This window comes from Methanobacterium formicicum DSM 3637, assembly GCF_000302455.1.
In the GTDB taxonomy this organism is placed as follows: Archaea; Methanobacteriota; Methanobacteria; order Methanobacteriales; family Methanobacteriaceae; genus Methanobacterium; species Methanobacterium formicicum_A.
In genome coordinates this window covers 119,385-144,689 of the sequence record NZ_AMPO01000007.1, presented here as the reverse complement: position 1 = coordinate 144,689, position 25,305 = coordinate 119,385, and the positions used below count along the sequence as shown (strand labels likewise).

The 25,305-nt window shown below is 38.2% G+C and carries 24 protein-coding genes; 18 read left to right on the top strand and 6 right to left on the bottom strand.

The genetic code is table 11. From position 1 onward, the window contains the following. Nucleotides 1–874, top strand: an 874-nt coding sequence (locus A994_RS08860) for a hypothetical protein (RefSeq protein ID WP_004031141.1), incomplete at its 5' end; no start/stop codon positions are given. 274 nt (nucleotides 875–1,148) lie between these two features. Here A994_RS08860 and A994_RS08855 read toward each other — a convergent pair. Next, a complete protein-coding gene (locus A994_RS08855; RefSeq protein ID WP_004031140.1) occupies nucleotides 1,149–1,499 on the bottom strand; it encodes a hypothetical protein in 351 nt (116 codons plus the stop codon). A 519-nt stretch (nucleotides 1,500–2,018) separates the two neighbouring features. On the opposite strand from A994_RS08855, the gene A994_RS08850 reads away from it, so the two are divergent. From A994_RS08850 to pyrE, 5 genes are all read left to right on the top strand, one after another. Then, nucleotides 2,019–2,228, top strand: coding sequence for a symporter small accessory protein (locus A994_RS08850; protein ID WP_004031139.1), 210 nt, complete (start codon nucleotides 2,019–2,021; stop codon nucleotides 2,226–2,228). A gap of 41 nt (nucleotides 2,229–2,269) precedes the next feature. After that, the gene (locus A994_RS08845; RefSeq protein WP_004031138.1) at nucleotides 2,270–3,868 is read left to right on the top strand and encodes a sodium:solute symporter family protein; all 1,599 of its coding nucleotides are present in this window, start codon (nucleotides 2,270–2,272) and stop codon (nucleotides 3,866–3,868) included. A 354-nt stretch (nucleotides 3,869–4,222) separates the two neighbouring features. Beyond that, complete coding sequence (locus A994_RS08840) at nucleotides 4,223–4,486, top strand: PRC-barrel domain-containing protein (protein WP_004031137.1); 264 nt, start codon at nucleotides 4,223–4,225, stop codon at nucleotides 4,484–4,486. Between the two features lie 322 nt (nucleotides 4,487–4,808). Then, nucleotides 4,809–4,955: a hypothetical protein gene (locus A994_RS13070; protein ID WP_004031135.1), complete on the top strand. Its 147-nt coding sequence runs from the start codon at nucleotides 4,809–4,811 to the stop codon at nucleotides 4,953–4,955. A gap of 235 nt (nucleotides 4,956–5,190) precedes the next feature. Further along, nucleotides 5,191–5,724, top strand: coding sequence for an orotate phosphoribosyltransferase (pyrE, locus tag A994_RS08830; protein WP_004031134.1), 534 nt, complete (start codon nucleotides 5,191–5,193; stop codon nucleotides 5,722–5,724). A gap of 221 nt (nucleotides 5,725–5,945) precedes the next feature. Here the strand turns inward: pyrE and A994_RS08825 are convergent, their stop codons facing one another. Continuing rightward, nucleotides 5,946–6,485, bottom strand: a complete 540-nt coding sequence (locus A994_RS08825) for a MogA/MoaB family molybdenum cofactor biosynthesis protein (protein WP_004031132.1) — start codon at nucleotides 6,483–6,485, stop codon at nucleotides 5,946–5,948. Nucleotides 6,486–6,985: 500 nt separating this feature from the next. Here A994_RS08825 and A994_RS08820 point away from each other — a divergent pair, with 500 nt between their 5' ends. From A994_RS08820 to mtnA, 11 genes are all read left to right on the top strand, one after another. Then, complete coding sequence (locus A994_RS08820; protein WP_004031131.1) at nucleotides 6,986–7,486, top strand: NOB1 family endonuclease; 501 nt, start codon at nucleotides 6,986–6,988, stop codon at nucleotides 7,484–7,486. Nucleotides 7,487–7,742: 256 nt separating this feature from the next. Next, nucleotides 7,743–8,849, top strand: a complete 1,107-nt coding sequence (locus tag A994_RS08815) for a DUF2117 domain-containing protein (protein WP_048204184.1) — start codon at nucleotides 7,743–7,745, stop codon at nucleotides 8,847–8,849. Between the two features lie 130 nt (nucleotides 8,850–8,979). After that, nucleotides 8,980–9,966: a methanogenesis marker 2 protein gene (locus A994_RS08810; RefSeq protein WP_004031129.1), complete on the top strand. Its 987-nt coding sequence runs from the start codon at nucleotides 8,980–8,982 to the stop codon at nucleotides 9,964–9,966. 12 nt (nucleotides 9,967–9,978) lie between these two features. Next, on the top strand, nucleotides 9,979–11,511 hold the full coding sequence (mmp3, locus tag A994_RS08805; protein ID WP_004031128.1) for a methyl-coenzyme M reductase-associated protein Mmp3: 1,533 nt from the start codon (nucleotides 9,979–9,981) through the stop codon (nucleotides 11,509–11,511). Next, entirely contained in the window at nucleotides 11,495–11,917 is a 423-nt protein-coding gene (locus A994_RS08800; RefSeq protein ID WP_004031127.1) for a methanogenesis marker 6 protein, read from the top strand. Before mmp3 ends, A994_RS08800 begins: the two co-directional genes overlap by 17 nt. Next, nucleotides 11,914–12,288 (top strand): DUF2111 domain-containing protein, encoded by a 375-nt coding sequence (locus A994_RS08795; RefSeq protein ID WP_004031126.1) that lies wholly within the window; start codon nucleotides 11,914–11,916, stop codon nucleotides 12,286–12,288. Before A994_RS08800 ends, A994_RS08795 begins: the two co-directional genes overlap by 4 nt. Next, on the top strand, nucleotides 12,285–12,776 hold the full coding sequence (locus tag A994_RS08790) for a methanogenesis marker 5 protein (RefSeq protein WP_192812713.1): 492 nt from the start codon (nucleotides 12,285–12,287) through the stop codon (nucleotides 12,774–12,776). Before A994_RS08795 ends, A994_RS08790 begins: the two co-directional genes overlap by 4 nt. 1 nt (nucleotide 12,777) lies before the next feature. After that, nucleotides 12,778–14,031: a methanogenesis marker 15 protein gene (locus tag A994_RS08785; RefSeq protein WP_004031122.1), complete on the top strand. Its 1,254-nt coding sequence runs from the start codon at nucleotides 12,778–12,780 to the stop codon at nucleotides 14,029–14,031. A 10-nt stretch (nucleotides 14,032–14,041) separates the two neighbouring features. Then, on the top strand, nucleotides 14,042–14,701 hold the full coding sequence (locus A994_RS08780; RefSeq protein ID WP_004031121.1) for a methanogenesis marker 17 protein: 660 nt from the start codon (nucleotides 14,042–14,044) through the stop codon (nucleotides 14,699–14,701). 305 nt (nucleotides 14,702–15,006) lie between these two features. Continuing rightward, the gene (locus tag A994_RS08775) at nucleotides 15,007–15,858 is read left to right on the top strand and encodes a radical SAM protein (protein ID WP_004031120.1); all 852 of its coding nucleotides are present in this window, start codon (nucleotides 15,007–15,009) and stop codon (nucleotides 15,856–15,858) included. A gap of 211 nt (nucleotides 15,859–16,069) precedes the next feature. Next, complete coding sequence (gene mtnA / locus A994_RS08770; protein WP_004031119.1) at nucleotides 16,070–16,999, top strand: S-methyl-5-thioribose-1-phosphate isomerase; 930 nt, start codon at nucleotides 16,070–16,072, stop codon at nucleotides 16,997–16,999. Nucleotides 17,000–17,157: 158 nt separating this feature from the next. Here mtnA and A994_RS08765 read toward each other — a convergent pair whose 3' ends face one another. The 4 genes from A994_RS08765 to aroE all read right to left on the bottom strand — a co-directional run bounded on the left by A994_RS08765 (nucleotide 17,158) and on the right by aroE (nucleotide 21,011). Further along, nucleotides 17,158–17,751, bottom strand: coding sequence for a hypothetical protein (locus tag A994_RS08765; RefSeq protein WP_004031118.1), 594 nt, complete (start codon nucleotides 17,749–17,751; stop codon nucleotides 17,158–17,160). A 138-nt stretch (nucleotides 17,752–17,889) separates the two neighbouring features. After that, nucleotides 17,890–18,921 carry a class I SAM-dependent methyltransferase gene (locus A994_RS08760; RefSeq protein WP_004031117.1) on the bottom strand — a complete coding sequence of 344 codons (1,032 nt, stop codon included), beginning with the start codon at nucleotides 18,919–18,921 and terminating at the stop codon, nucleotides 17,890–17,892. Between the two features lie 305 nt (nucleotides 18,922–19,226). Next, complete coding sequence (locus A994_RS08755) at nucleotides 19,227–20,075, bottom strand: TatD family hydrolase (protein ID WP_004031116.1); 849 nt, start codon at nucleotides 20,073–20,075, stop codon at nucleotides 19,227–19,229. Nucleotides 20,076–20,159: 84 nt separating this feature from the next. Continuing rightward, complete coding sequence (gene aroE / locus A994_RS08750; RefSeq protein WP_004031115.1) at nucleotides 20,160–21,011, bottom strand: shikimate dehydrogenase; 852 nt, start codon at nucleotides 21,009–21,011, stop codon at nucleotides 20,160–20,162. A 335-nt stretch (nucleotides 21,012–21,346) separates the two neighbouring features. On the opposite strand from aroE, the gene A994_RS12940 reads away from it, so the two are divergent. Next, entirely contained in the window at nucleotides 21,347–25,276 is a 3,930-nt protein-coding gene (locus A994_RS12940) for an Ig-like domain-containing protein (protein ID WP_004031114.1), read from the top strand. The last annotated feature ends 29 nt before the right edge of the window (nucleotides 25,277–25,305 follow it).

The following is a 25,305-nucleotide window of genomic DNA, read 5'->3' as shown; positions in this document are numbered from 1 at the left end:
ATTTTTACCTGTGGGGCTTCTGGTTCCATTGGGATTGAAATTTTTGGAAACAGAGTTTTTAGGGAGATATTCTAAAAAAACTCTAATCACAATATTGATTGCAGGAGTTGCCCTGATATTTGCATTTTCCTGCTTCTACACCGCTTCAGAATCATTCAACAATCTGGAACCCACCATAACTCCCCAACAGTACAATGAACTACTGGAGGTAAAAGCCAGTTTTGACAATGCAACCGATGAAAACATGGTTATAGTGGCGTCTGATTTTCAAAATAAGTACTGGGTGGAATATGTTCTAGGGGATCTGGGTAACGGTAATAATGTTACTGTTGTGGAGAGTGTTCAGGGAGTTCAGGAAAATTATCAAAACAGCACAATATATGCAGTAAGCACTCAGAACAATCAAACATCTTCTTCAATGGGACTTACTGGAATTTCAGGACCTAATGCAGGAGATGCAAGGTCCAATTTGAATGAAAATTATTCTTTGAGTTTTCTATTACCATATGGACCACCAATTCTTCCCAACTCCCTGGATTTGATACCCAGTTTTAGCAGTGGATCGCAGACCGCCCAAAATTCAATGCAAGGAGTAAATCAACATACCGAGGGTATGTTTAACAATACCAATAGCCCCCATGGGAATAAGACTGCTAATGGTGGTTTTCCTGGAAACTTACCCAGTAATGGTAATCAGACTAACAACACGGTGCAACCACCAGGAAACATGAATAACCAGACTAATCTTCCTCTAGGAAACAATATGGGTTCTGGAGGAAATGATCAGTCACGAAAAACTGTGGATTCATTAACCAGTTCTGGAACCACAATTTTCAGTGGTAACTATTTCAAAATAATCAGGATACAAATCTAGCTTAATCAGTATCCCAGTAATTAGTATTCTGGTAACCATTATTCCATTAAACAGTATTTATAACCAGGAATAATTAACTTGAAGTTGGTTATTAATGAAAAGAGATTTAGATTTTCTGATTGGGGATTTATCCTTTGGATCTTATAATGGATGTTATGGCTTAAGTGGAATTATAAAATAAAATGGAAATTAAATTAAAGGGAAATTAAATTAAAGGGAAATTAAATTAAAGGGGAATTAAATTAAAGGGGAATTAAAAGTCATTGGTTTAACTTTATTTCTTTTTGAAGTCCATTATAGTCCTAACCATTGGAATTTCCTGATTGATATCAACTGAAAGAGAAGGACCTTCATCCAGATACATGGAACTTAGGATGAAATTACCGGATGTTTCTGTTATGAAATCACTTTCCCGGGTATTTTCAGTTTCTAAAAAGAAGGTTTCATTTTCACTCCCATTAAAAAAATCTTTAACCTTTTTAGAATCAGTTCCAATAACCCTAATCATGATCATAAGATGTTCATCACCGGTGAAATGAAAATCCTTAATAAACTCTTCCGGAACCTTAATCTCATTCTGTGATCCTTTTATTTCTCTTTTGAAAGTAATTAATGTTGGAGCCATTATAATCACCTTTCTCCTTATTTTTATACCATTATCCATTTTTTTATATTCTAAATTTGTGGTCTTTTAATCTCCTTTAATCTTACCACCATTTCAAGCATAATCTTAATTAATGTTTAAAACCTAATTCATGTTTTATTATGAGGCTAATGTTTATTATATCTTTATTAAGATACGTTCACCTTTTTCAAGACATAATTGGGGATCGAGGGTCATGGAAATAGATGAGAATTATGTGTTGTGAAGTTATAATTGGGATTTCATTGTAAACTGGATCATTGGAATTGGTAAATTAATACCAGCCCCAAAAAAGAATAATATTTTGGATTTATTTAATATCATCTCTATTCCTTATTATTATGGATGTAATGGAATGTCTTATTGTCATTAAATCACTAGTAAGCAACTGTGAGTTTCTTTTGGTCAGATAAATCGATAAAGTATATATAAAAAGTAGTTGTTCACTAATTATAATGATAAATAATTGCCAGTATTAAATAGGTTTAAGGAGGTGAGAAATTGGTTCTAGGAATAAACGACCCCTGGATATGGGGTGCATATATTGGATGCATTCTGGCAACTCTTTTATGTGTTGTTTACGGTATCATAAACTGGAATAAAGGCGGCGAAGATGAAGAACAAGAAATAAAAGAAGAAGTGGAATGGCATAAGAAAGAAAAAGAAATGCAAGAGAAAGAATTGGGTCTTTGGGATGAAGAAGATGCTTGATCATCTAGTATATTCATAAAATACGATAGGTTGTGGATTATATGAATGATTTGCTAATATTGAGTATTGTAGTTTTAATATACTTACTTATAACTGGCTATGTGGGTTACGTGGCCTGGAGGCGAACTAAAACTGCCGATGACTATCTGGTTGCAGGCAGAGAAACCCATCCGTTTATAATGGCCTTGAGTTACGGGGCAACTTTCATCAGTACCGCTGCTATTGTGGGTTTTGGTGGTACGGCTGGAGTATACGGAATGGGACTGTTATGGCTCACCTTCCTGAACATACTGGTGGGTATTTTTATAGCCTTTGTATTCTTTGGAAAACGAACCCGGAAAATGGGACACAACTTAGGAGCCCTCACTTTCCCGGAATTTTTATCCAAACGTTTTGATAGTAGATTCATACAGTACTTCAGTGGACTGGTAATATTTTTCGGAATGACTCTGTATGCATCAGTGGTTCTCATCGGAATGGCCAGATTCGCAGAAACAACTCTCAGTATTGATTATAATATAGCTTTAGTTGTACTGGCACTCATAGTTGCTCTTTACGTTATTTTCGGTGGAATAAGAGGTGTGATGTACACCGATGCCCTGCAGGGCACCATAATGTTCGTGGGAATGTTTATCCTTCTGGCAGCCACATACTGGATGCTGGGCGGAGTCACTGATGCCAATCAGGCCCTCACCAATTTGGTTAATGTAGTACCAGCTAAAGCCACTGCCGCGGCAACAGCAACCGGTTTCACAGGGTGGACGTCGATGCCCGCATTGGGAAGCCCATTCTGGTGGACATTGGTTAGTACACTTATCTTAGGGGTGGGAATAGGAGTTTTATCCCAGCCACAGCTTGTTGTACGTTTCATGACTGTTAAATCCAACAAGGAACTTAACCGGGCTGTACTTATCGGTGGAATTTTCATTCTCCTAATGACTGGAACTGCTTTCATTGTAGGGGCTTTGTCCAACGTATATTTCTTTGATACTGTTGGTAAACTGGCCATACAGGTTACAAATGGTAATGCAGACTCAATTATCCCTGCTTTCATCACTGCAGCCATGCCATTATGGTTTGCGTATCTATTCATGATCACTCTCCTCTCAGCAGCCATGTCCACTCTTAGTGCTCAGGTACACACCCAGGGAACTGCACTGGGAAGGGATATCTATGAAACAGTGACCAATAAAACTGGAGGAGCTTCAGTGATGGTTGCTCGGCTGGGAATTGCCATTGCAATGATCATTGCAGTTATCATGGGATTCATACTCCCCACCAACATAATTGCAGTGGGTACATCCATGTGGTTCTCCATAACTGCTGCAGCATTCCTTTCCATGTATGTATTTGCCCTTTTCTGGAAAGGCTGTACCAAGGCCGGTGCCATATCTGGATTAGTGGTAGGGACCTTGATCAGTTTATTCTGGCTGGTTTTCGAGTACAAAAAATCAGCAGAAGCACTGGGAATTGCTAAAGCATTAACTGGTCATGCCATGTTATCAACTTCTTTGCCATGGCCAACGGTGGACCCCATAATAATTGCTTTACCAATTGCTTTTGTGGTTACTGTTGTGGTAAGCCTTTTAACTAAAAAACCCAGCAAAGAACACATGGAAAAATGTTTTGAAGGGGTTTAAATTACCAGGGAGTTTAACAAAACTCCTTGCCCCAACATTTTCCATTTTTTTTAATAAACCTTTTTTAAATTAAATTATTTTATTTCAAAACAAATATTCAATTTAAACAATTTTAAGAATATAAATCATATTTTAAGAATTAATTAGATTTTTTTTAAATTATTACATGGATTTAATTTGCTTTTTTTAAATTAAAATAAATTTAACTTTCATCCCAACATTCCCTATGCTTAAATCATTTTCCAAGCACTGAAACTATAAGTACATCTTGAAACTTACTTATTATGATTGAATTTGATCTGTTAATTGGTAGTTAAACTTAGCTACCCTGCATATGTAACCGAGGTGAATACTATGAGGATTGTGCAAGAAATTGTTGGAAAAGAAGTTTTAGACAGTTCAGCAGTGGTTATTGGAAAAGTTAAGGATTTAGAAGTGAATTTCATGACCAATGAAATAGAAGCCTTCATAGTGGGTAAAGGGGGAATATCTGAAGGTTTAGGATTGTCTAAAGGTGAAACAATTGTTCCTTATGACATGGTGAGTAAGATTGGGGATAAAATACTTCTTAAAAGCAGGGATGAAGGAACTAACTATGAATCTAATTATGATTTTTAATTGATTAAATTTTTTAAACCAATTTTTAAATTAAATAATAATTTTTTTTATTCCTGCTTTGAATTTATATTCCGGGATAATTTTATACCCTGGATATATTCCATGGGATCCTTAATTGTGGGGTATACCCCGGTGGAGTATGAAAATAAAAAACTCATGACTGTATTAAGAGGAGTGTTTTAATTAAAAATTACAATTAACTTCATTAAGAACATTTCACTGCAACATCTCAATAATTCCATTCCAATACTCTCATTCCATACTTAATACCACCCATCAATAATTCACTTGGATAATTATCAACTAACTGTAGGTGACATCTTTGGAAGTTCGAGGTATATGCAGTATCTGTGGTCAGCCAGGTAAGATGTATACTTGTTCACTTTGTGGCAGTCTGGTTTGTGGGAAATGTTTTCAATGGAAAAAGGGAGTATGCAAGCGCTGCCAAGGAGGATTGAAAGTCCACTAAATATCTGCCCATAACCCTGCAATCGTTATAAATATTATATGAAATATAATAAGGATAAATCATGGGAATTTAAAAATAAGACAACACCATGATTTAAATATTGATAACTCAAGCTATAGATAATTGGGATATTGATATTAGTTATTATTGATTTAACTCAAGCAATATGCTTCTTATTTGTATGGAATAAAAATCACTACAATTTGATAAAACAGTTATAAATGGAATGATGTTAATGGTAATCAAACAGGAAAAAGAAAACTTAATAAACTTATTGAAAGCTAATCAGGTTATTAAATTTGGTAAATTTACTCTTTCCTCCGGCAGGGAAAGTGATTACTATGTGGATATGAAAAAAGCCATCACCGACCCCCAGATCCTCTCCCAAGTGGCAAAAATTATATCTCATTTGGTCAGTGCTGATGATATTGACCTGGTGGCTGGACCTGCTCTGGGAGCTGTGCCCATTGCAACGGCAGTGGCCCTGCAATCAGGCATACCAATGCTCATGGTTCGCAAAGAAAAGAAGGATTATGGAACATCCCAACTTATTGAAGGCGAATTAAAAGAAGGAAATAAGGTTATAGTTGTTGAAGATGTTACAACCACTGGTAATTCTCTTTTAAAAGCTGTTAAAGCTGTTCAGGATAATGGGGGCATTGTGGAGAGAACCTTCGTGGTAGTGGATCGGGAAGAAGGAGCTGTGGATGAATTGAAGAAGGAAGGAATAATTTTAGAACCACTGGTATCAATTGGTGATTTTAAATAGATTTTTTACAGTTTATTTTAATTCCAGTTTACTCCTTTTTTACCTAAACTTTAATCCTTTACCTAAAGTATACTCCATTTTACCCACATGTTATTTTTTTTAATTCCCACCAGTTTACCATTTTTCCACAATTTTTCTGGAGTGAACCTAGTTAATCCTAATTAAATTTTTAATCTTAATTTGAAGTTGTTAATCTATAATCTAATTCAACTGGTTGAATATCATTGTTTCATGTGTTTCACCAGATGCCCCATTTCTGGTTTTATTATTCTCATTCCCAGTTGAACTGCGTTAGGAGAACCAGGTAATGCTACCAGCAGTGTTTCATTCCAGACCCCTGCTGTTGCCCGGGTCATTATAGCTCCAGTTCCCAGTTCTTTATAAGTTTCAGCCCTGAAAATTTCCCCAAAGCCAGTTAATTCCTTATCAAAGAGAGGGGTGATGGTTTCAATGGTAATATCCCGTTTCCCAATTCCAGTACCCCCAGTGCTGATAATGATTTCAGCACCCTGATTTTGAATCTTTTCCAGGGTTTCCAACAGTTGATGGGCATTATCTGGTATAACCTGGTATGCCACTATTTCATGTTGGTCTTCCAATGAGTCCTTTATAATCTTACCTGAAAGATCCTCCGGATTGGAAACAAAATTTGGATTCATAATTTTAGAAGAGTTAAATTTTGAGTCGCTTAAAGTGATTATTCCAACTTTTACCTTTAGTGGGCTGTGTTTTTTATGTTCTTCCATGGTTCTACTTTTCATATTCCACCTTTTTTTTTGCTTGTAAGTTTTAGATAATCCAGGTTATATAGTAATATTTAGAGGGAATACTAATTTATTAATGATGGTAAGTTAAGTAAAAAAATAAATCATTTAAAGCCCAGTCACTTAAAAAATTCAGGGAGACTGTGATTCTCAAATCATCAAATAAAACAAATATAAAGAGTTAATATAATCTTTAGTGCAAGGGAGGGCATTAGGTCCAATTCGGAGGCGGTTTTTCATAGGCGAAAAATTGTGAATGGAATCTAATGCCACCCTCCCTCAACAAATAATCTGTTGTTTTAGTAACATAAAAACATTTCTCCTGAGTTAAGTGGAAGTATCAAAACCGGTTTAAATTTGATTAATAATTAAATAATCACTTAAGATTATTTTTATTTAAAAATAATGGATTTAGGATGATTGTTTAAATTTTGGTAATAATAAATTTAGGGCACTATCATTGATAAGGTCCTATTTGAGAGTTTAGGGTGAACATTATGAAGGAGAAAGTTTATGTTCTGGATGCATCCGGAATTTTTGGGGGTTTTATTTCCTCAAAACACAAAAACATCACAAGCAGTACGGTTATATCTGAAATTAAAGATTTGAAGTCCCAACTAGCCCTGCAATCTGCTTTGGATCATGATAATATTATCATTAAAGAACCGGATTCGGGTGCACTTAACCAGGTTCAAGGTGCAATTGAAAACTCTGGAGATATTTTAAGATTATCTGAAGTGGATAAGACTGTAGTGGCCCTAGCAGTAAGTCTCACTAAAACTTATAGCCCCACAGTAGTCACTGATGATTATTCCATACAGAACATCCTTAAAATTCTAGAAATCCCTTACAGAAGTGTTTTAACAGAAGGAATCAGAGAGATATATGGATGGATCAAAATATGCAGAGGTTGCAGAAAGAAATATCCCTCCAATTATCAATGGGAGGATTGTGAAATTTGTGGGGCAGCTGTTTATCGTAAAAGAATCAAAAAATAATCGAATTGCCTGATTGGAATTAAAATAATCATCTGATTGGAATTAAGTTTATTCATACATTCATGTCTAAAAACGAATTCATCATTTCTAAAGGGATTAAAATTCAAAAAAATGATTCCATGATCGGTATATTCCAATGATTTGTATATTCCAATGATCTGTAAATAAAAAGATTTTAACTTCAATAACCGAGTTTCCTTAATTTTTGAGGTAATTATAATAAACATTGCGATTCTAAGGTGAACTAATGAAAATGATGAATATTGGTGTAGTGGTACATGGACCCGAAATTGTGGATTCAGGTTATGCCCTGAAGTTCCTTGATTTTCTGGAGGATTATGGTACAGTTCGGGCCAGATTAGGTGGTACCATGGGAAGAACTGCAGTTATCGATGCTCATCTGGAAGATAAGATCGATATCAGTCAGAAACTATTCCCCAGCCAGTCAGTGGACAAGTTCAATGATGAAGAATGTGATGTTATATTCCTCATTAACTATGGTAAATCCAGTGTAACTGGTCATGCCTTTGGATACAAGGTTTACCATAACTGTCAGGGTCAACCACCCCTTATCCAAATGGAAAGGCCTGGGGAAGAAGATGGTAGTGTGGTGGCCTGGAGGGAAGATCTGGGAAATTTGGCAGAAGATATTGCCAAAAAGATGGTTCTGCAACTGGTAACTCCAGAAACGATTAAAAATCGTCTATTTTCAGAAGATCCCTGCCATGAAGTGTCCACTACATTGTGCCGAAAAATTGCAGGTGTGTCTCCTGAAGAGAACATATTCGTCAATGGAATAGTAGTTGGAAAATCAACCTCATCTGATGTGGCTATTGTAGCTGAAAATGGAATGATAACTCAGATTATAGGGGGAAAACTCAAGGAACATGGGGCGGAAAAACTGGGACCCATTGAACTTGGAAAAGCCATTGTAAAAACAGGTTTGCTGAGGAAATCCAGAGTTAAACCTCGAATACTGAAATCTGAAAATTCCAAGGTCACTTTCACGGTTTCGTATCTTAACCATGCTGCTGAAGATATTTACCGGTTGAAAAATGCAGACATGGTGGTCACAGTGGGTGATGACACCACACTGGTTGCTGCAGACATACTTTATCGCTTTAACGTTCCCATAATCGGTATAACCGATGGGGATCTGGATAAAGTTGTTGAAGAAGGTTTTAAAGCTGAAGGTTCTATGATAGTGGAACTTGAAAGTGGTTGGGATGATTTGGTGGGTGATAAAATCTTTTCAGAACTTTTCCACCATGAGGAGTCCATAGAAATAGAAAATATAGAAAATTTTAAAAGTAAATTGCTACAAATTATTAGTAACATGACCCGCCAATATCAGGTTAAGTAAGTTGATTATTATAAAAAACCTGAATTAAAAACATTAGATGTATTGAATTATTATATATTAACAGAATTATTATAAATTAAAATATTAATATGGAACTCTTAAATTTTTAACTAATAATAGGGGTGCACTCTTGGATTTAAAGTCACTTGTTGATTCTATACGGAGTTTTGAAGGCATTACTCGTAAAAATCTCATAAAAGACGTAACTGGGCTCCTTGAAGAGACTTATAACATTGCAGGACGGACTCTTCTTGGTTTTGGTGATGATGCATCTGCCCTGGAAATTGGTAACAACCAGGTAATCCTCATGGCTGCAGATGGAATGTGGGGAAAACTAATGGAAGCTGATCCATGGTGGGCAGGGTACTGTTCCGTACTGGTAAATGTCAACGACATTGCAGCCATGGGTGGAATACCCATTGGAATGACCAACGTCCTCTCAACTCAAGATAAAGATATATGCAACCAGATCATGGATGGAATTAATGAGGGTGTGAAAAAATTTGGAGTACCCATGGTAGGGGGTCATGTTCATCCAGACGCACCATACAACTCCCTTGATGTGTCCATAACCGGTATCATGAACCGCGAAGATGTCATAACCAGCTGCGGTGCCAAACCAGGAGACAAGGTACTGGTGGCAATTGACCTGGACGGTGTTATACACCCCCAGTTCCACCTGAACTGGGATACCACCACCATGAAAAGTGCCCAACTGGTTCAAGCCCAGATCATGGCCATGAATGAACTTGCACAAAAACACCTCTTAAGCGCTGGAAAAGATATAAGCAATCCAGGCACTATTGGAACACTTGGAATGCTCCTGGAAACCTCAAATGCAGGGGCTACAGTGGAACTGGAACTCATACCCCGTAACACAGATGTAAACTGGGAGGACTGGCTTAAACTTTACCCTGGCGCAGGATTCGTGCTCACTGCAGAGGAAGATAATGTGGAAGAGGTCGTGAAAATTCTGGAAAAAGTTAACATAAGCACTGCAGTTGTGGGTAGTATAATATCCGATAAAAAATTATATTTAACGTCTAATGGTAATAAAGAGGTCGTTTTTGACTTTTATTCTGATAAAATCACTGGAATACATGATGAAAAGCCCTAGGAGGGTAATCTAATGCTGGTGAAGATCAATGATGAAGAAATAGAACTCCCTGAAGGATCAACAATACAGGATGCCATCGATGCAGTGGGGGCTCCCTATCTGTCTGGATGTGTCCTGGGACTGGTTAAGGGGACTGAAGAAGTAGAAAAACACGTTAATAAGTACAGTCTGAAAACCAACAAAGGGAGCATTATTATTGAAATACTGGAAAAAGCTCCTGAGAATCTGGTTTCAACCTGGAAAAAGCGTTACAGGGAATTTTCTAAAATGGGAGTACGCTGGACCACCTCCCAGGAAGTGGCTGTGGGGCCCCTACAAACAGACCTCACTCCCAGCAGGGAACAATACCGTTACCATCGTTGGGATGTTCTTTTCAGCCTTTCAGGATTCACTGCAGATGCCACTCACCTCATATTTTCCATAGCAGAACACGAAGCCACTTATGGTGCACCTGAAGAGAATAGGGGAGTATTTGCCCGGGTGGTTGGTGGTAAAAGAACCATACTCAAACTCACCGATGATGATGAGGTATTGGAAGTAAAACCAGTCCTGGAAAGGGAGAGCATTGTTAAAAGTGCAGCAATCACCAACATGGAAACCATCCTGGAAGAAGGCAACCAGATATCCACCTATGTAAAGGTTAAACCCAACCCTAAATCTCCTCAATCAGTGGAACATTTCTATGCACTCCAAGATTCCGGAAAATTACGTGTTGATTACGATTCTAACACATTCATAGGATTCTATGCATTACAGGGACTTGAAAAAGAACCTGAACAAATTGAACAGCGTAAAAGAGGTACCATAACCCTTCGTAATAAAGGTAAAGGTGTGGGTCGAGTTTATATCTATCGGGAAGACAGGGTTTCCACACCCACCCATAGTGTTCTGGGAAAAGTGGAAAAAGGGATGCAATTACTGGACATGGCAAGTTACAATGATGAAGTAACCTTTAAAACATCGCCGGAGAGAATAATGACTCTTTCAATGACTCAAAAAGAGGCAGAAGAGTTTTTAAAAGAAAATGGAGTTAAGCAGATCCGTGAAGGTTTGGAAGATGATCATGCAGTGGTTGTTAGCCAGGAACCTTACTTTACAATGGAGATCATTGATAAAGGAGAGGTTAAAACCTTTGGCATTCCGGAAGAAGACATTGTTCACATTGAACTGGACAATTTATCCCCTCGTTCTGAGTGGTACTTCCAGAAAATAACAGGACTTTTAGATTCTCCAGTAGGATCTTTAAATGTACATTTTGCCTTCCCGGGGATGAAATTAGTAATGTTTAAATCTTCTCCTAAAGAATCTAAAGGATTAATACCTGAAAACACACCTACGGATTTGGTAGAAGCAGGGCAAATAGGTATTACCAATATGTCCCGCCGCCATGTAGGAATGATGGGGGTACGTTTCGAGGATAACAGTGAATTTGGACCTACTGGTGAACCATTCCAGGGAACCAACATCATTGGAAAGGTGGTAAGGGGATTGGAGAATTTGGAAAAATATAAAGAGGGGGACACCATCTATGTCACCAGACGATAATAAAGTAACCCGGATGATTATACTGGGACCTAAAGCCCAGTTAAGCCAGAGTGAATTATTGGGTAAATTACACATGCTGGAATTACCACTCACCATTAAATCCACCTGCTACGGGGCAGTGATTCATGGGGAGAAAGAAGTGGTATGGGATGCAATTAATAAAATTAGGGGTATAGATCCCTCCAATATTTTCACCAAAGAAAGAGGATTTAAACCTGGAGATCCCAGGAGATGCCGTGCTAAAAGAGGGGCTGCCAGGGAAGGATTCCACCAGCTGGAAAAAGAGTACGAACTCTTAGAATATGTCTGTGATGCCCTTGAAAACCCACGAAAGGTTAGTTTAAAAGAACCAGAGAAAGTTAAACCTGATGAATTTAAAAAAATAGCCCAGGAGTGTGAAAAATGAATATCAATGCATCATCCACTGGAGAAGAGATAGCACCAATGGCATTAGCCATCCATAACCTGGTAAATGGCCTGCCACTTACCATGCGCACCCTTAAAAATCCAGGGGTACGCATAGAAGATGGTGAAATTTTGGATTATAACTACACCGGTCCTCTCCTGGAAAAAGTCCTGGGAAGTGGTGAAATCACCCATGAAATTCCTCAAACTGGAATTTACAAGGGCACACCAGTGGTAACAGTCCCAGTTGTTGAAGAAGGAGATGTTATAGCTGCTATAGGTGTGGTGGATGTAACTCAAGGAATCTACAGTGATATAATGGAAATTACCAAAAGACCAGAAGAATTAAATGAATCAAGAGGTGGTTTATAGTGAAAATAGCTGTTTTCCCACCTAACTCACTGATACTGGCAGACATGGTGGAAAGGAGGGGTCATGAACCACTGGTTGTTCAAAAAGAAATCCGTAAAAAGGTCACAGATCCAGAAATAGATTCACCGCCATTTAACATCACCGAAAATGAGCCGATTCAGGGCCTAAAATATGCTGCTATTGAAGTTCCTTCTGGTATAAGGGGTAGGATGGCTATTTTTGGACCTATCATTGAAGAAGCTGAAGCAGCCATAATAATGGAGGATGCTCCCTACGGCTTTGGATGCATTGGGTGCGCTCGTACCAATGAACTTTCCATGTATTTCCTTCGTAAACGGGGAATTCCAGTTCTGGAAATACATTATCCTGAAACCAGGGATGAAACCATGGAAGTGGTTAACAAGATCAACACTTTCTTAGATGGCTTAGACCAATCAAAGGAAACAGATGAATCGGATAAAGAACCTGACCAGCAAGGGGATGAATAAAGTGGTTAAAATAGCTCAAATTTCATGTGGAACTGATTACAGTGGTGTACAGAAGGAGATAGAAAAAGCTGCCGCCACCTTCGGAGCAGAAATTACAATCCCTGAAGCAGACCTGGATTACATTGATGAAGCATACCATAAATTCGGATTCAACGTAGCCTCAAGCAGTGTACGATTAATGATTGCCCGAGCCATGTCACTGGTAGAAGGAAAATCCGATGCAGATGCAGTATTCATAGGGTCATGCTTCAGGTGCGCAGAGGCAGCACTGGTTAGAAACGAACTGAGACGTTTCATACAGCAGAACACCCACCTTCCTGTGGTTACATATTCTTTCACCGAACGAACCAAGGCTGATGAACTCTTCATTAGGATGGAAGCACTCTCCACCATCGTGGCTCGTAAAAGTTTACTGGCCAGGGAAAAACAGGAAGGACTCACCCTGGGTATTGACTCTGGTTCTACCACTACTAAAGTGGTGTTGATGGAAAATAACAAGATTTTGGGCACTGGCTGGTTACCAACCACCGATGTTATTGCCAGTGCTAATGAAGGAATGGAACAGGCCTTTGAAGGTACTGGTTACAAACTGGACGATGTTGATGGAGTGGGAGTAACCGGTTACGGTAGGATAACCATTGGTAAACACTTAGATGCCGGACTGATACAGGAAGAACTCTCAGTTAACTCTAAAGGAGCAGTTTACCTGGCAGGACACCAGCAAGGAGAAGCAACAGTTCTGGACATAGGTGGTATGGATAACAAGGTTATCACAGTTAACGATGGAATACCAGATAACTTCACTATGGGTGGAATTTGTGCAGGAGCATCAGGAAGATTCCTTGAAATCACCTCCAGAAGGTTAGGTGTTGATATCAGTGAACTGGGATCCTTAGCCGTTAAAGGTAACTACAGAAGAGCAACACTTAACAGTTACTGTTTGGTGTTTGGAATTCAGGATCTGGTAACATCCCTGGCTGCCGGTTCCACCCGGGAAGACGTGGCAGCAGCAGCCTGTCATTCGGTGGCAGAACAGGTATATGAACAGCAATTACAGGAAATTGATGTTCGAGAACCCCTTATCCAGGTTGGAGGAACCAGTCTTGTAAGTGGGCTGGTGGAAGCAGTGAGTGAGGTTCTGGGAGGAATTAACGTCATTGTACCTGAATATTCACAGTACATTGGTGCAGTGGGATCTGCTTTACTGGTATCCGGATTAGGGGATAGAAAAGATTTCGGGGCTAAAAGTTTGTAGGGGAATATAAATGCAAGTAGAATGCTACGATGAGAGTGGACGAGAAGTCTACGACATGATCCTCCGGCAGATACTCCAGGATGTTCAGATAGGTCGTGCTATCAAGGATATCCGGATTTATATTGATCCCCGTGAACCAGTATTTATAATTGCACTCCAGTACTTGAAAACAGCACCACCGGTGGTAATGGAGGATATTGCAGAATATAAATATGATAAAGAAGCTAATGAAGGTTTTTTACAGATTAAGGATGAAAAATATCTTCCTGATCTTCTTAAAAAACTCTGGGAACTTGAAGGACGAAATAAAATACACCAGCCCAGCCGTTACGAAGTTATAATTGATGATCCTCAGATTAAACTGGAGGGTTTGGTTGTCAATGACCCTGAAGAAAACCTCAAAAAGAAGATCTACGATGCCCTATTCCGCATAATTCCAGAAGGGTTCAGGGTAATGGAACACTACTCTGAAGGCAATATCATTGCCTTAACCTGTTCAGATGAATATATTAAGGAAGAATATCTGGAAAAAACTAGGGAAATTGTTAAAGAAATGGAAAAAAACAAAAGACCCTATGATGCAAGGCTCAAATCTCCTGAAAAAAGAGGAGTACCAGAAAATTCAAGATCCAAAGTATCTAAAAACCTTAATAAGAAGTATTCGGAGTGAAAAATCTTATTTTCAGCTAATCTGTGATGATTAGCTGTGTAAATTTAACTCAAATCAAAAAATAATTGTTATTTCCAAGGTGAAATGAATTAATTGTTATTTCAAGGTGAAATGATCATTATATCTGGATAGCAGATGATCTTTTAAGGTATCAGATGATCGTTTCATGTAACAACTGATCATTATAAATCATATGATGAATTTACATATAATCCCATAATTTAATACCCTAATTTAAATATAATAATTTAATAAGTTCAATCTTAAAGATTCGTAGATTCTCAAAGGATTGGAGGAATTGATTTATGAATGAATCCAAATTCGCCCATATAACCCGCGTACACCCATGTTTTAATGAAAAAATGCATGATAAGGTGGGAAGAGTTCATCTGCCCATCGCACCTCGCTGTAATATACAGTGCAACTTCTGCACCCGTGAACTCAACAAATGTGAGCATCGCCCCGGTGTATCCTCCAGGATCATGACTGTGGAAGAAGCAGTAACCCATGTGGCCAAGGTCATCAAGGAAATGCCCATCAGTGTGGTGGGAGTAGCTGGACCCGGAGATGCTCTGGCTAATCCTGAAACACTGGAATTTTTCCGAATAATTGATAAAAAATTCCCTGACCTCATCAAATGCATGAGTACCAACGGTTTACTACTGGCAGATCTGGCTGAGGAAGTGGCTGAGGCCAAAATCAGTACAATCACCGTCACAGTCAATGCCATAGACCCTGAAATCGGTGAAAAAATATACTCCCGGGCAGTCTATGATGGTAAGGTCTACGAAGGAGAAGAAGCCTTTAAAATCATCTCCCAGAAACAGCTGGAGGGAATAGAAAAGGTTTCCAAACTGGGAGTGGTGGTTAAGGTCAACAGCGTCCTCATACCCGGGCTCAACGATGAACACATCGAGGATATTGCCAGGGAAGTTAAAAAACGAGGAGCCAGTCTGATGAATGTCATACCTCTCATACCATTACATAAAATGAAAGACTATCCCAAACCTGGATGTGAAGAACTTTCAACAGTAAGGGATAATGTTGAGGAAGTACTACCTGTCTTCAGGGCCTGTACCCAGTGCCGTGCTGATGCTTATGGAGTTCCTGGAAAAGAGGACAAACACTTGGACATGACCCCCGCCAGCCATTACTAGGGATTACCAAAAATCCCTGAAACATTTTTTTATTTTAACGTTTAAAAAAACATTTTTTTATTTATCATCAGCAGAATGTTAATCAAAATGGTTTTATTGCCATTTTCATATTTTTAATACATTTCATAGATTGATACCAATTAATTAGATTTTATATTTAGAATTTAAACTCTCTACACTAATATAACTGTCAAGATGGAGTGAATTTAACATGAAAACCATGTACTGGAAGGATGACCTTCTCTGCTTATTAGATCAGACTCTCTTACCTCATGAAACTGAATACCTTATTTGTGGAACGTATCAGGATGTAATTAATGCCATTAAAACCATGGTAGTTCGAGGAGCACCTGCCATAGGTGTGGCCGCTGCATTTGGAATGGCACTGGCTTACCTGGCTGATGAAGATATGGAAAAAGCTGCCCAGGAGATGAAGGATGCCCGTCCAACTGCAGTGAACCTGTTCTGGGCAGTTGATCGGGTCATGGCATCAGATGATCCCCTAACAGAAGCACTACTCATGTATGAGGAAGATATGGATACCAACCGGCGCATGGGAATGCACGGAGCCACAGTGATTGATGAAGGAGATACAATTTTGACTCATTGCAACGCTGGGGCTCTTGCCTGTGTGGATTTCGGCACAGCGCTGGGGGTTATTCGTGCAGCCAACCAGGAGGGTAAAAATATCAGTGTGGTGTGTGATGAAACCCGGCCAGTACTCCAGGGAGCACGGCTAAGTGTCTGGGAAATGCAACAGGAAAATATACCAGTGAAACTGATAGTGGATGGTGCCGCCGGCCGCCTGATGCAGGAAGGACAAATAAACAAAGTGGTTATAGGTGCAGACAGAGTTGCTAAGGGAGGAATTGCCAACAAGATCGGGTCACTCATGGTGGCACTGGCAGCTAAACGATTTAATGTACCATTTTACGTGGCTGCACCCAAAAGCACCTTTGATCATGAAAACAGTATCTACGATATAGAAATAGAAGAACGTGACCCTGAAGAAGTATTGGGCTTTGCAGGGTGTCAGGCAGCACCTTGGGGAACTGAAGTGAGGAATCCATCCTTTGATGTTGTTCCCAGTGACCTCATAACTGGTATTATAACTGAGGATGGGATACTGGATCCTTTATGAATGGGCTTGTTTTATCTTTATAAGTTCCAGTAATCCTTTTATTGTTTATTTTATTCGTTTATTTTATTCATATTTTTTATTAGTTCAACATTATAGTTTTACTCTCAAAATTAGTTATTAATTTACCTTAATCCCATATTCTATTCATCCATTACTTTCTAATTATCAGTCAATCTCTTTGATAAGTCACTAAATGGTTCAGTTATATCTACACCTGCCAGTTTTCCTATGGCTTGAAAAAATTCATCTGTGGATTTTTCTTTTAAACACCAGCTTTTACAGGAAATTCTATGGGTGTCCATTATTATTTTCAGCTGCCAGATATCTCCTTCTATCTGGATGTTTTCCGGGAGGATATCTTCTTTAACTGAACCCTTATTTTCCTTAGATAAATCTTCTTCATGAATAATGTTTTCATTTATTACCGAATCACAGTCACAGTTAACATCTGCGCATTGGCAATGTTCTTCTTCATGATCCTCCTCACATGAGTCTTCCGCAGCTTCACCCCGCCATTGACATTCATCCCAGTCCCAAATCCCACACTGGTTTAATTCATCCCAGAATTGTTCCCATTTTATTTCTTCTGGAATTGAGACCATGGTAAGATATTCATTCTTTTCGGAAAGATGAGAATCGGCTTCTGAAAAAAAGAAAAGCCTCCCATCCACTAATTTAAGGGAGTTGTGCCCTCCCTCTGCAAAGCTATACTCCACTTCAAATTGTTGGGGCAATGAATTTTTGTTTTCCATTTTATCCACTATATATTAGACAATTGAGCTATTTAGACAATTGAGCTATTCTTATAAAAATTGAGATTAATCTATTATAAGCCTTATATTTTTGTTACTGTATCTTTACTATCTTTGATAACGTTATCAATTCTTTTTTCACTGGATACGGGCATCAATGGCTACATGCCAAACCTTTGGACTCCGGGATTTGACCTTCCGCATATCCAGTACTTCCACCTGACGGGGGTAAGCAGCTTTTTTAATTCTTTCTACAGGGTCTTCAAAATCCCGGCTGAACTGGTAATAATTTAAAGTTCCCCCTGATTTTAAATGATTCACTGCCACGGGAAGAAACTCACAGGCAGTGCCAGGCAGATTCATGATAATCCTGTCTGCTTGAACATCCAAATCCTTTAAAACTGTGGCCACATCTCCTAAAAGTGGTTTAACTTTACCCTGCACCTTATTTAATTTTATATTCTCTTTAAGGTAGTGGATTGCTGCAGGATTAATGTCTACAGCATAAATAGTTATACTTTTAAGTTTTGACCTTCTGGCGATGTTCATGGCAAAGGGTCCTACCCCTGTGAACATGTCAATAATTACCTCGCCATCTTGAACCTCATCACCAATGATCCTTCTTTCTGTGGCCAGACGGGGACTGAAGTAGACATCTTTCACGTCCAGCATTATGCGGGAATCATATTCACGGTGGATGGTTTCAGAGTCATCTTTCCCTGCAAGGTGTTCCAGCTCACGGGTACGGATAACACCCTTAATTGCACTTTTTTTACGGTAAACAGACCTTCTCTTGGTGAACTTTAAAGCGGCCTCTCCAATGAGATATTTTTCTTCTTCCAGGTCTTCGGGAATCTCCAGGATAACCACGTCCCCTATGATATCAAATGATTTTTTAAAGTCCTCCATCTTCTCAGGAGGTATCTTTCCCTGGAGGAAGTCTTCCATGTTGCGAGGTCTTTTCTTAAGTTCTTCAAATTCAGTTTCAACAAGGTCACCCTGGAAAAGCCCCATTTCTTTTATTAGATCAGTATCTGGTTCGGTATTTAAGGGGAAATAAACATAATCCTCAGAACGCTTTATCTTCCAGTTATGATCCAGTAAATATTTCTCCTGTAGAAACAGTCGGATGTGGTTGGCTTCTTTTTTAGGGACCTTTAATCCAATCATGAAATTCCTCTAAACTTTCTATTACTTATTCCCATAATACTATTAAATGCAATTTTTCTAATAATCATTACCTGTAATTATTCTTATAATATTTTTAGGACCTAGATTTTCTTGTTGAAAGATGGATTTAAATTCTAGTTTTTTCATATTTTATAAACTACTTGACAATTAATTCCTAAAATACAATTCAATTACATTCCCTAAAGATAATAGCACTTATAAACTGTTAAATTTAATTATTAATGCATATAAAGATTTATTTTACGAAGAAAATAAAACATCACTTAAATCTATCCTAAATGGATCTAAAAATCCATTTCCACACTGTAAAGCTTTTCCACCCTTTCCACATGGATCTGGTAGGCATCTTCCTCAGTTATGAGACCTGAATTTATCAGTTTTCTGGTTCTTCTGGGAACTGTTCTGGGCCCCATGACAGCACCGGGCCGGGTGCGATCATCCAGGTAATCAGTTTCCATCAGGAAAGTTTTACCCTTCTTTAAAGCTTCCCGCATCACATCTCCACTGGCAATGAGTGATGGAGTGAGTCCATGGTTTTCTTCAGGTAGAACCATCGGCCCTGAGAAATGTTTTATAACCTTATTTTTCTTTAAACCAGCTTTACTGGCCATTTCCGCAAATTCATTAAACTGTTCTTCTGTAGAAGTTTCAGTGTGCAGTTGCACCGGGCAGTCTGCTTCCCTGGCCAACTCCATGGCATAGACCATTAGGCGGTTGTGTACTTCCATCTCTTCAGAAGAGACAGGGTAATGTGGTCTGCCTATTTCACCAATTCCCACTGCTTTTTTTTCCATCACCATTTGCTGGGCTGTTTCCAAAGCTCCCCTCATGAGTTCCTCTGCATGGGACAGTTCCATTCCGGCTTCTAATCGGCGGCTGAGCTCGGCAGGATGGGCTCCCACCACTGCAAATGCCTTAACCTCAGTTTCCCGGTTGATCTCATCCACGTAGCCTACCACCAGTTCCATTGCCTCAGCAAAGCTGCACTGAGGACTCACGGTCCAGGTAGGTTTGTTGGGAATGATCATGGCAGTTCCACCGGAACGATGAAACTTTGATGCTATTTCCAGGGGCCCTTCACCGTTTACAGGGTCCACGTGTATATGGTTATCGGTGGATGGTATGTTATCCATGGTAATTATCTCCATTAAGAATCATTTAAGGAATTTATATTTTAAACCAATATTTTAGATTAGGATTTCATTTTAATTACATATTCAGTAACCGAGTTCCCTCATCAATGCTGTTTCAAATACTTCAACAGGTGGGTTTATGCCTGTCCAGATGCGGAATGCCCCTATTCCCTGGTAAATTAACATTTTAGTCCCGTGAACTGTCGTTGCACCAACCTTGCCTGCCTCACGGAGAAGGCCAGTTTCAAGGGGGTTGTAGACAATATCATTCACCACCAGATCAGAATGCATCATATCACTTGTCACCACTGGCTTATCATCCTGATGGGGGTGCATTCCCACTGGTGTGGTGTTAATCAGTACATCGGTATCCTCAAGTTCAATTCCGAGTTCATCATCCAATCCTAAACAACCTAATGAAGTGTTAAATCTTTCTTTCAGATCATCTCTTAAGTTGCAGGCTTTTTCCCTGGTTCGGTTGGCTATTAAAACTTCTCCCACCCTACTCAGAAGTAACTGGAATGATATTGCACGTGCTGCACCACCTGCCCCAATTATGATTATTTTTTTATCCTGGACTGATGTAGTTTCTTCAATGGCCTTCACCGCACCAAAACCATCAGTGTTATAACCAACAGCTTTGTTTTCTGTGAACTTCACTGTGTTCACTGCACCTATCAGCTCTGCAGCTTCATCCAGTTCATCCAGGTAGTTAATAACTTCTATTTTATGAGGTATTGTCAGGTTAAGGCCCTTGATTCCCATGGTTCGTGCACCTTCAATTGCAGAAGCCAGGTTTCCCCGTTTAACATGGAAAGGGACATACACATAGTCCAGTTTAAGTTGATGGAATGCAGCATTATGCATGGGTGGGGATAAGCTGTGTTCTACAGGATCTCCCATTATTCCCACTAAGCCGGTTTTTCCAGTTATCAATTTATATCACCTATTAGTTAATTAGGAAACCGTTTATATTCATTTTTCGCTTAGAAAGATTATTTTTAAATTACTGCTCAAACATCCCCTTAATCATTAAAAAATAATTATAACAGTTTATATCTAAATATTATTTATATAATAAACTTATATCAATATTTAGACTATTTTAAGATTTTAATTAACATAATAAACGTTCTAAAATGAAACTTTTACTACAGATCCGATGAAATAGGAATAGAAAATAATAAATAATACTTTATTATAATTATTTATAATAATATTACTAAATGTGATCCCTTTAATCTAAATAGAGAATGAGGGGGTGTAACTTCATGGCAAATATTAAGAAGATTTTTGTTTTCATAATCCTTCTTACAGTGTTAACCCTGGTTACAGGAACGGTTTCAGCTACCAATACTACTGAACTAGTTAGTATCCATACCAATGGGAGCCAATCCGCTAATGGTTACAGTTATGAACCATCCATCAGTGCAGATGGCCATTACATAGCATTTTCTTCCAATGCAAATAATCTCATAGATAACGATACCAATTATTGTTCTGATATATTTGTCAGGGACCGTCTCTTAAACATCACCGAAAGAATTAGTATTTCCAATACCGGGGAAGAAGGAAATGGAGATAGTTATGAACCTTCAATTAGTTCTGATGGTCGTTATGTAACTTTTACATCATACGCATCTAATTTAGTAAGTAATGATGTTAATGGGTATAGAGACGTTTTTGTCCGGGATAGGCTACTAAATGTTACCCAGCGTTTAAGTGTTTCCAGCACAGGGGAAGAAGGAAATGGAGATAGTTATGAACCTTCAATTAGTTCTGATGGCTGTTACGTAACCTTTTATTCATATGCCAGTAATCTAGTGGAAAATGACACTAATGGTGTCAATGATATTTTTGTTTACAACCGACTTCTAAAGACCATTAAACTCATTAGCATTTCATTTAATGGTGAAGAGGCTAACTCAGATAGTTATGAACCTTTTATCAGTACAGATGGTAATTTCATTGTTTTTACATCATATGCCAGTAATTTGGTTGAAAATGATACTAATGACGCATCTGATGTCTTTGTTTTCCATCAAAAATTAAACACAATTAAAAGGGTTAGTGTTTCCTTTGATGATGGAAATGGAAATAATGATAGTTTTGAACCATGTATTAGTTCTGATGGCCGTTACATAGCATTTTCATCATTTACCAGTAATCTAGTGGAAAATGACACTAACATCAGGGATGTATTCATATTCGACCAGATATCGGGAGTTACTGAAAGGGTAAGTATATCCAATGCTGATGAAAAATCCATCGAAAATAACTATAATCCATCCATAAGTGGTGATGGACGTTATGTGGCATTTGTATCAGGGAATACTAAGCCAGCTGTTAGTAAAAGTTTATCTAGCTTTGAAAATGAGGATGAAATTGTTGATATTTTTGTTTGTGATCTGTGGTCAAAAATCACCAGGAAAATTACTATTTCCAGCACAGGTGAAGAAGCAAATGCAAACAGTGAGGATCCAGTTATAAGTGGAAATGGACAGTATGTAGCATTCAGATCTTATGCCACCAACTTAGTTCAGGGATATGATAACGATTATGGAAACATTTTTGTCCATGATATTGATAATACAGCATCTATTTCTGCAGTATTGTATCCAGATATAGTAAAATCAGGGGACCAGATAACAGTAAGAGTTTATAGCCCAAATTCAGCCCATATAACAGTTTTGATCTTAGGTAAAACATTTGAAATGGATAAAAGAGCAGATGGGCAGTGGTACTTTACGTATGTAGTGCCAACTATTCCAGATGGAATTTATGATGTTTTATTAACTGCAACTGATGGTGCAGGTAATCAAGACGAAGTTAACCTTAAGTTTAATGTGGACAACAAACCTCCATTAATTTCCGCGACTGTTACTCCAAATTTGGTTAAATCAGAGGATTATATTTCTGTTGATGTACTTAGCAGCCCAGATACTATGGTTGTAACTGCTTTAATTTGTGGGGAAACATTTAATCTGTACAAACAGGATAATGGGTGGAATCTTGATTATGTTACTCCAAAACTTTCCGAGGGAAGCTATCCCATCTTTTTAACAGCAATGGACAAAGTTGGAAATCAAAATACAGCTTTAGTTAACTTCACAGTGGATAATGGACCTCCCACGATTTCAGGTTCACTTACTCCAGATACTGTGAAAACATACGATAATATTACAATAACTGCTATTTCTGATTTTGATGCTACCCATGTAACTGCATTAATCTTGAACCAAACCTATGATCTGATAAAACAAATGAATGGTACTTGGGTTCTTAGATATGAGGTCCCATACACTCCAGATGGCACTTATCCGATCATATTAACTGCTGTAGATAGTGCTGGTAATAGAAAGACTTTTCCCCTCAATTTCAATGTTTACAATCCATTAGATAATCAGGCCCCAGTTATCTCAGGAACGGTAACTCATACCAACAGACTCAATGATTTATTTACTGAAGAGCCACAAATTTATTTCCAAGCTTTTTCTGACCCTGATGTTGTTAGCATTACTGCATCTTTACTAAGATGGGAGTACAACCTTTATCGCCAGGAAGATGGCTCCTGGACAAGAGAGGGTGGTGGATGGTTAGAACAAGGCAACTACACTGTTTTATTTACTGCCAAAGACTGGTCAGGGAACCAGGGCTCCCAGTTAATTAACTTATGTGTTGAAAACATAATCCCCCTCATAACTCCAACTTTATCTTCTACCAAGATAAGATCAGGAGATTCTTTTGTTTTAACTGTTACTGTCAATCCTGATCCTGAGAAAGTTTATGTATCGACGCCATCCGGAGTTTTAGATCTACAAAAACAACTCGATGGGTCATGGAGCGTTGATTATACCGTACCAAACTTAAGTGATGGATATAAAGAGATTAATATCATTTGTTCATATGGAATTGGATGGATTTCTCTAATGTATACCAGATTAAGCACTGCAGAGAAATCGATTGGATTTATTGTGGATAACACCCCTCCTAATTTTTCAGAGTCTGTCACTCCCAATCCCATAAAATCTGGTGACCCATTAAAAATATGGGTTTCCTGTACAACTGGATCATATTACGTGCCAGACGATACAGCACAAGTTACAGTCACTGCTTTTGAAAATATTTTCAATCTGAATTGTCTTGGTAGAGGATCAGACTGGTTTAAATCAAACTCATTTAGTGACTGGAGTATAGAACTAATCGTCCCCAACCTTCCCGATGGAGTTTACCCAGTTTGGATAACAGCTACTGATGAAGCAGGTAATCAAAAGACTAAGATATTTAATTTAACTGTGGATAATACGCCTCCAGTAATAATTGGAAGTATAACCCCTAATATGGTGAATTCAGTTGATTTTGAGAACAGGAAAGAAATAATAACATTACAATCCTCATTGGACACTAAAGAGGTATATGCACTTCTAGCAGGGACCTGGACAACATTAAATTTTTACAATGGGAATTGGCTACTGGACTTCACCCTTCCACCAGTAATGGATATTGGTGATTACAAAATTCCAATAAAAACCATTGATTATGCTGGAAACATAGGAAGTGGTGCAATATATTTCACTGTTTTTGATAATTATGACATAAACTTGATTGGATTTTCCGAACAAAACAACGAAAATACTGGAAGTTCTGGTTCAACTGGATCAGACAGTTCAGGAACCTCGGGTTCAAGTGGATCTAATAATTCAGAACCCCCTGATTCAAATGGATCTAACAGCCCTGAACCAAATTCAGGCGGAACAAATAATCAAGGAAGTTCCACGGATTATCTTCCATGGATCATACTGGCTATCTTAATAATTCTATTATTTGTGCTTCTTGTCTTAATCTTTCCAATAATAGGAGTTATTATAATGGAATTGCTTTCATTAATTGTAGAAATTTTATTTTATACTCAATTACCACGTTTTTTATGGTTTATGTTCGAAGTCTTCTTTGCTTTAACTGATATTACCAGTGCCATAGGATTCTCATTTACAGCTATCGCAATATTCCTTGATGCTGCTGTTGGAAGTGGAGTAGGACTTATTGTTGGTTTAATCTTCGCATTTGCAGGTTTAGTTGTAGGTGAATTAGGCATGAGTTTGTTTGGATTAATAATATTAATATTAACACTATTTTTCACTTTGAGCAGTATTATAGAGAGTGGAAAAAAATGGTGGGATAATTTAATCAGTAGATTTTAAGTTAATATAATACTAAGATAGTAATTATT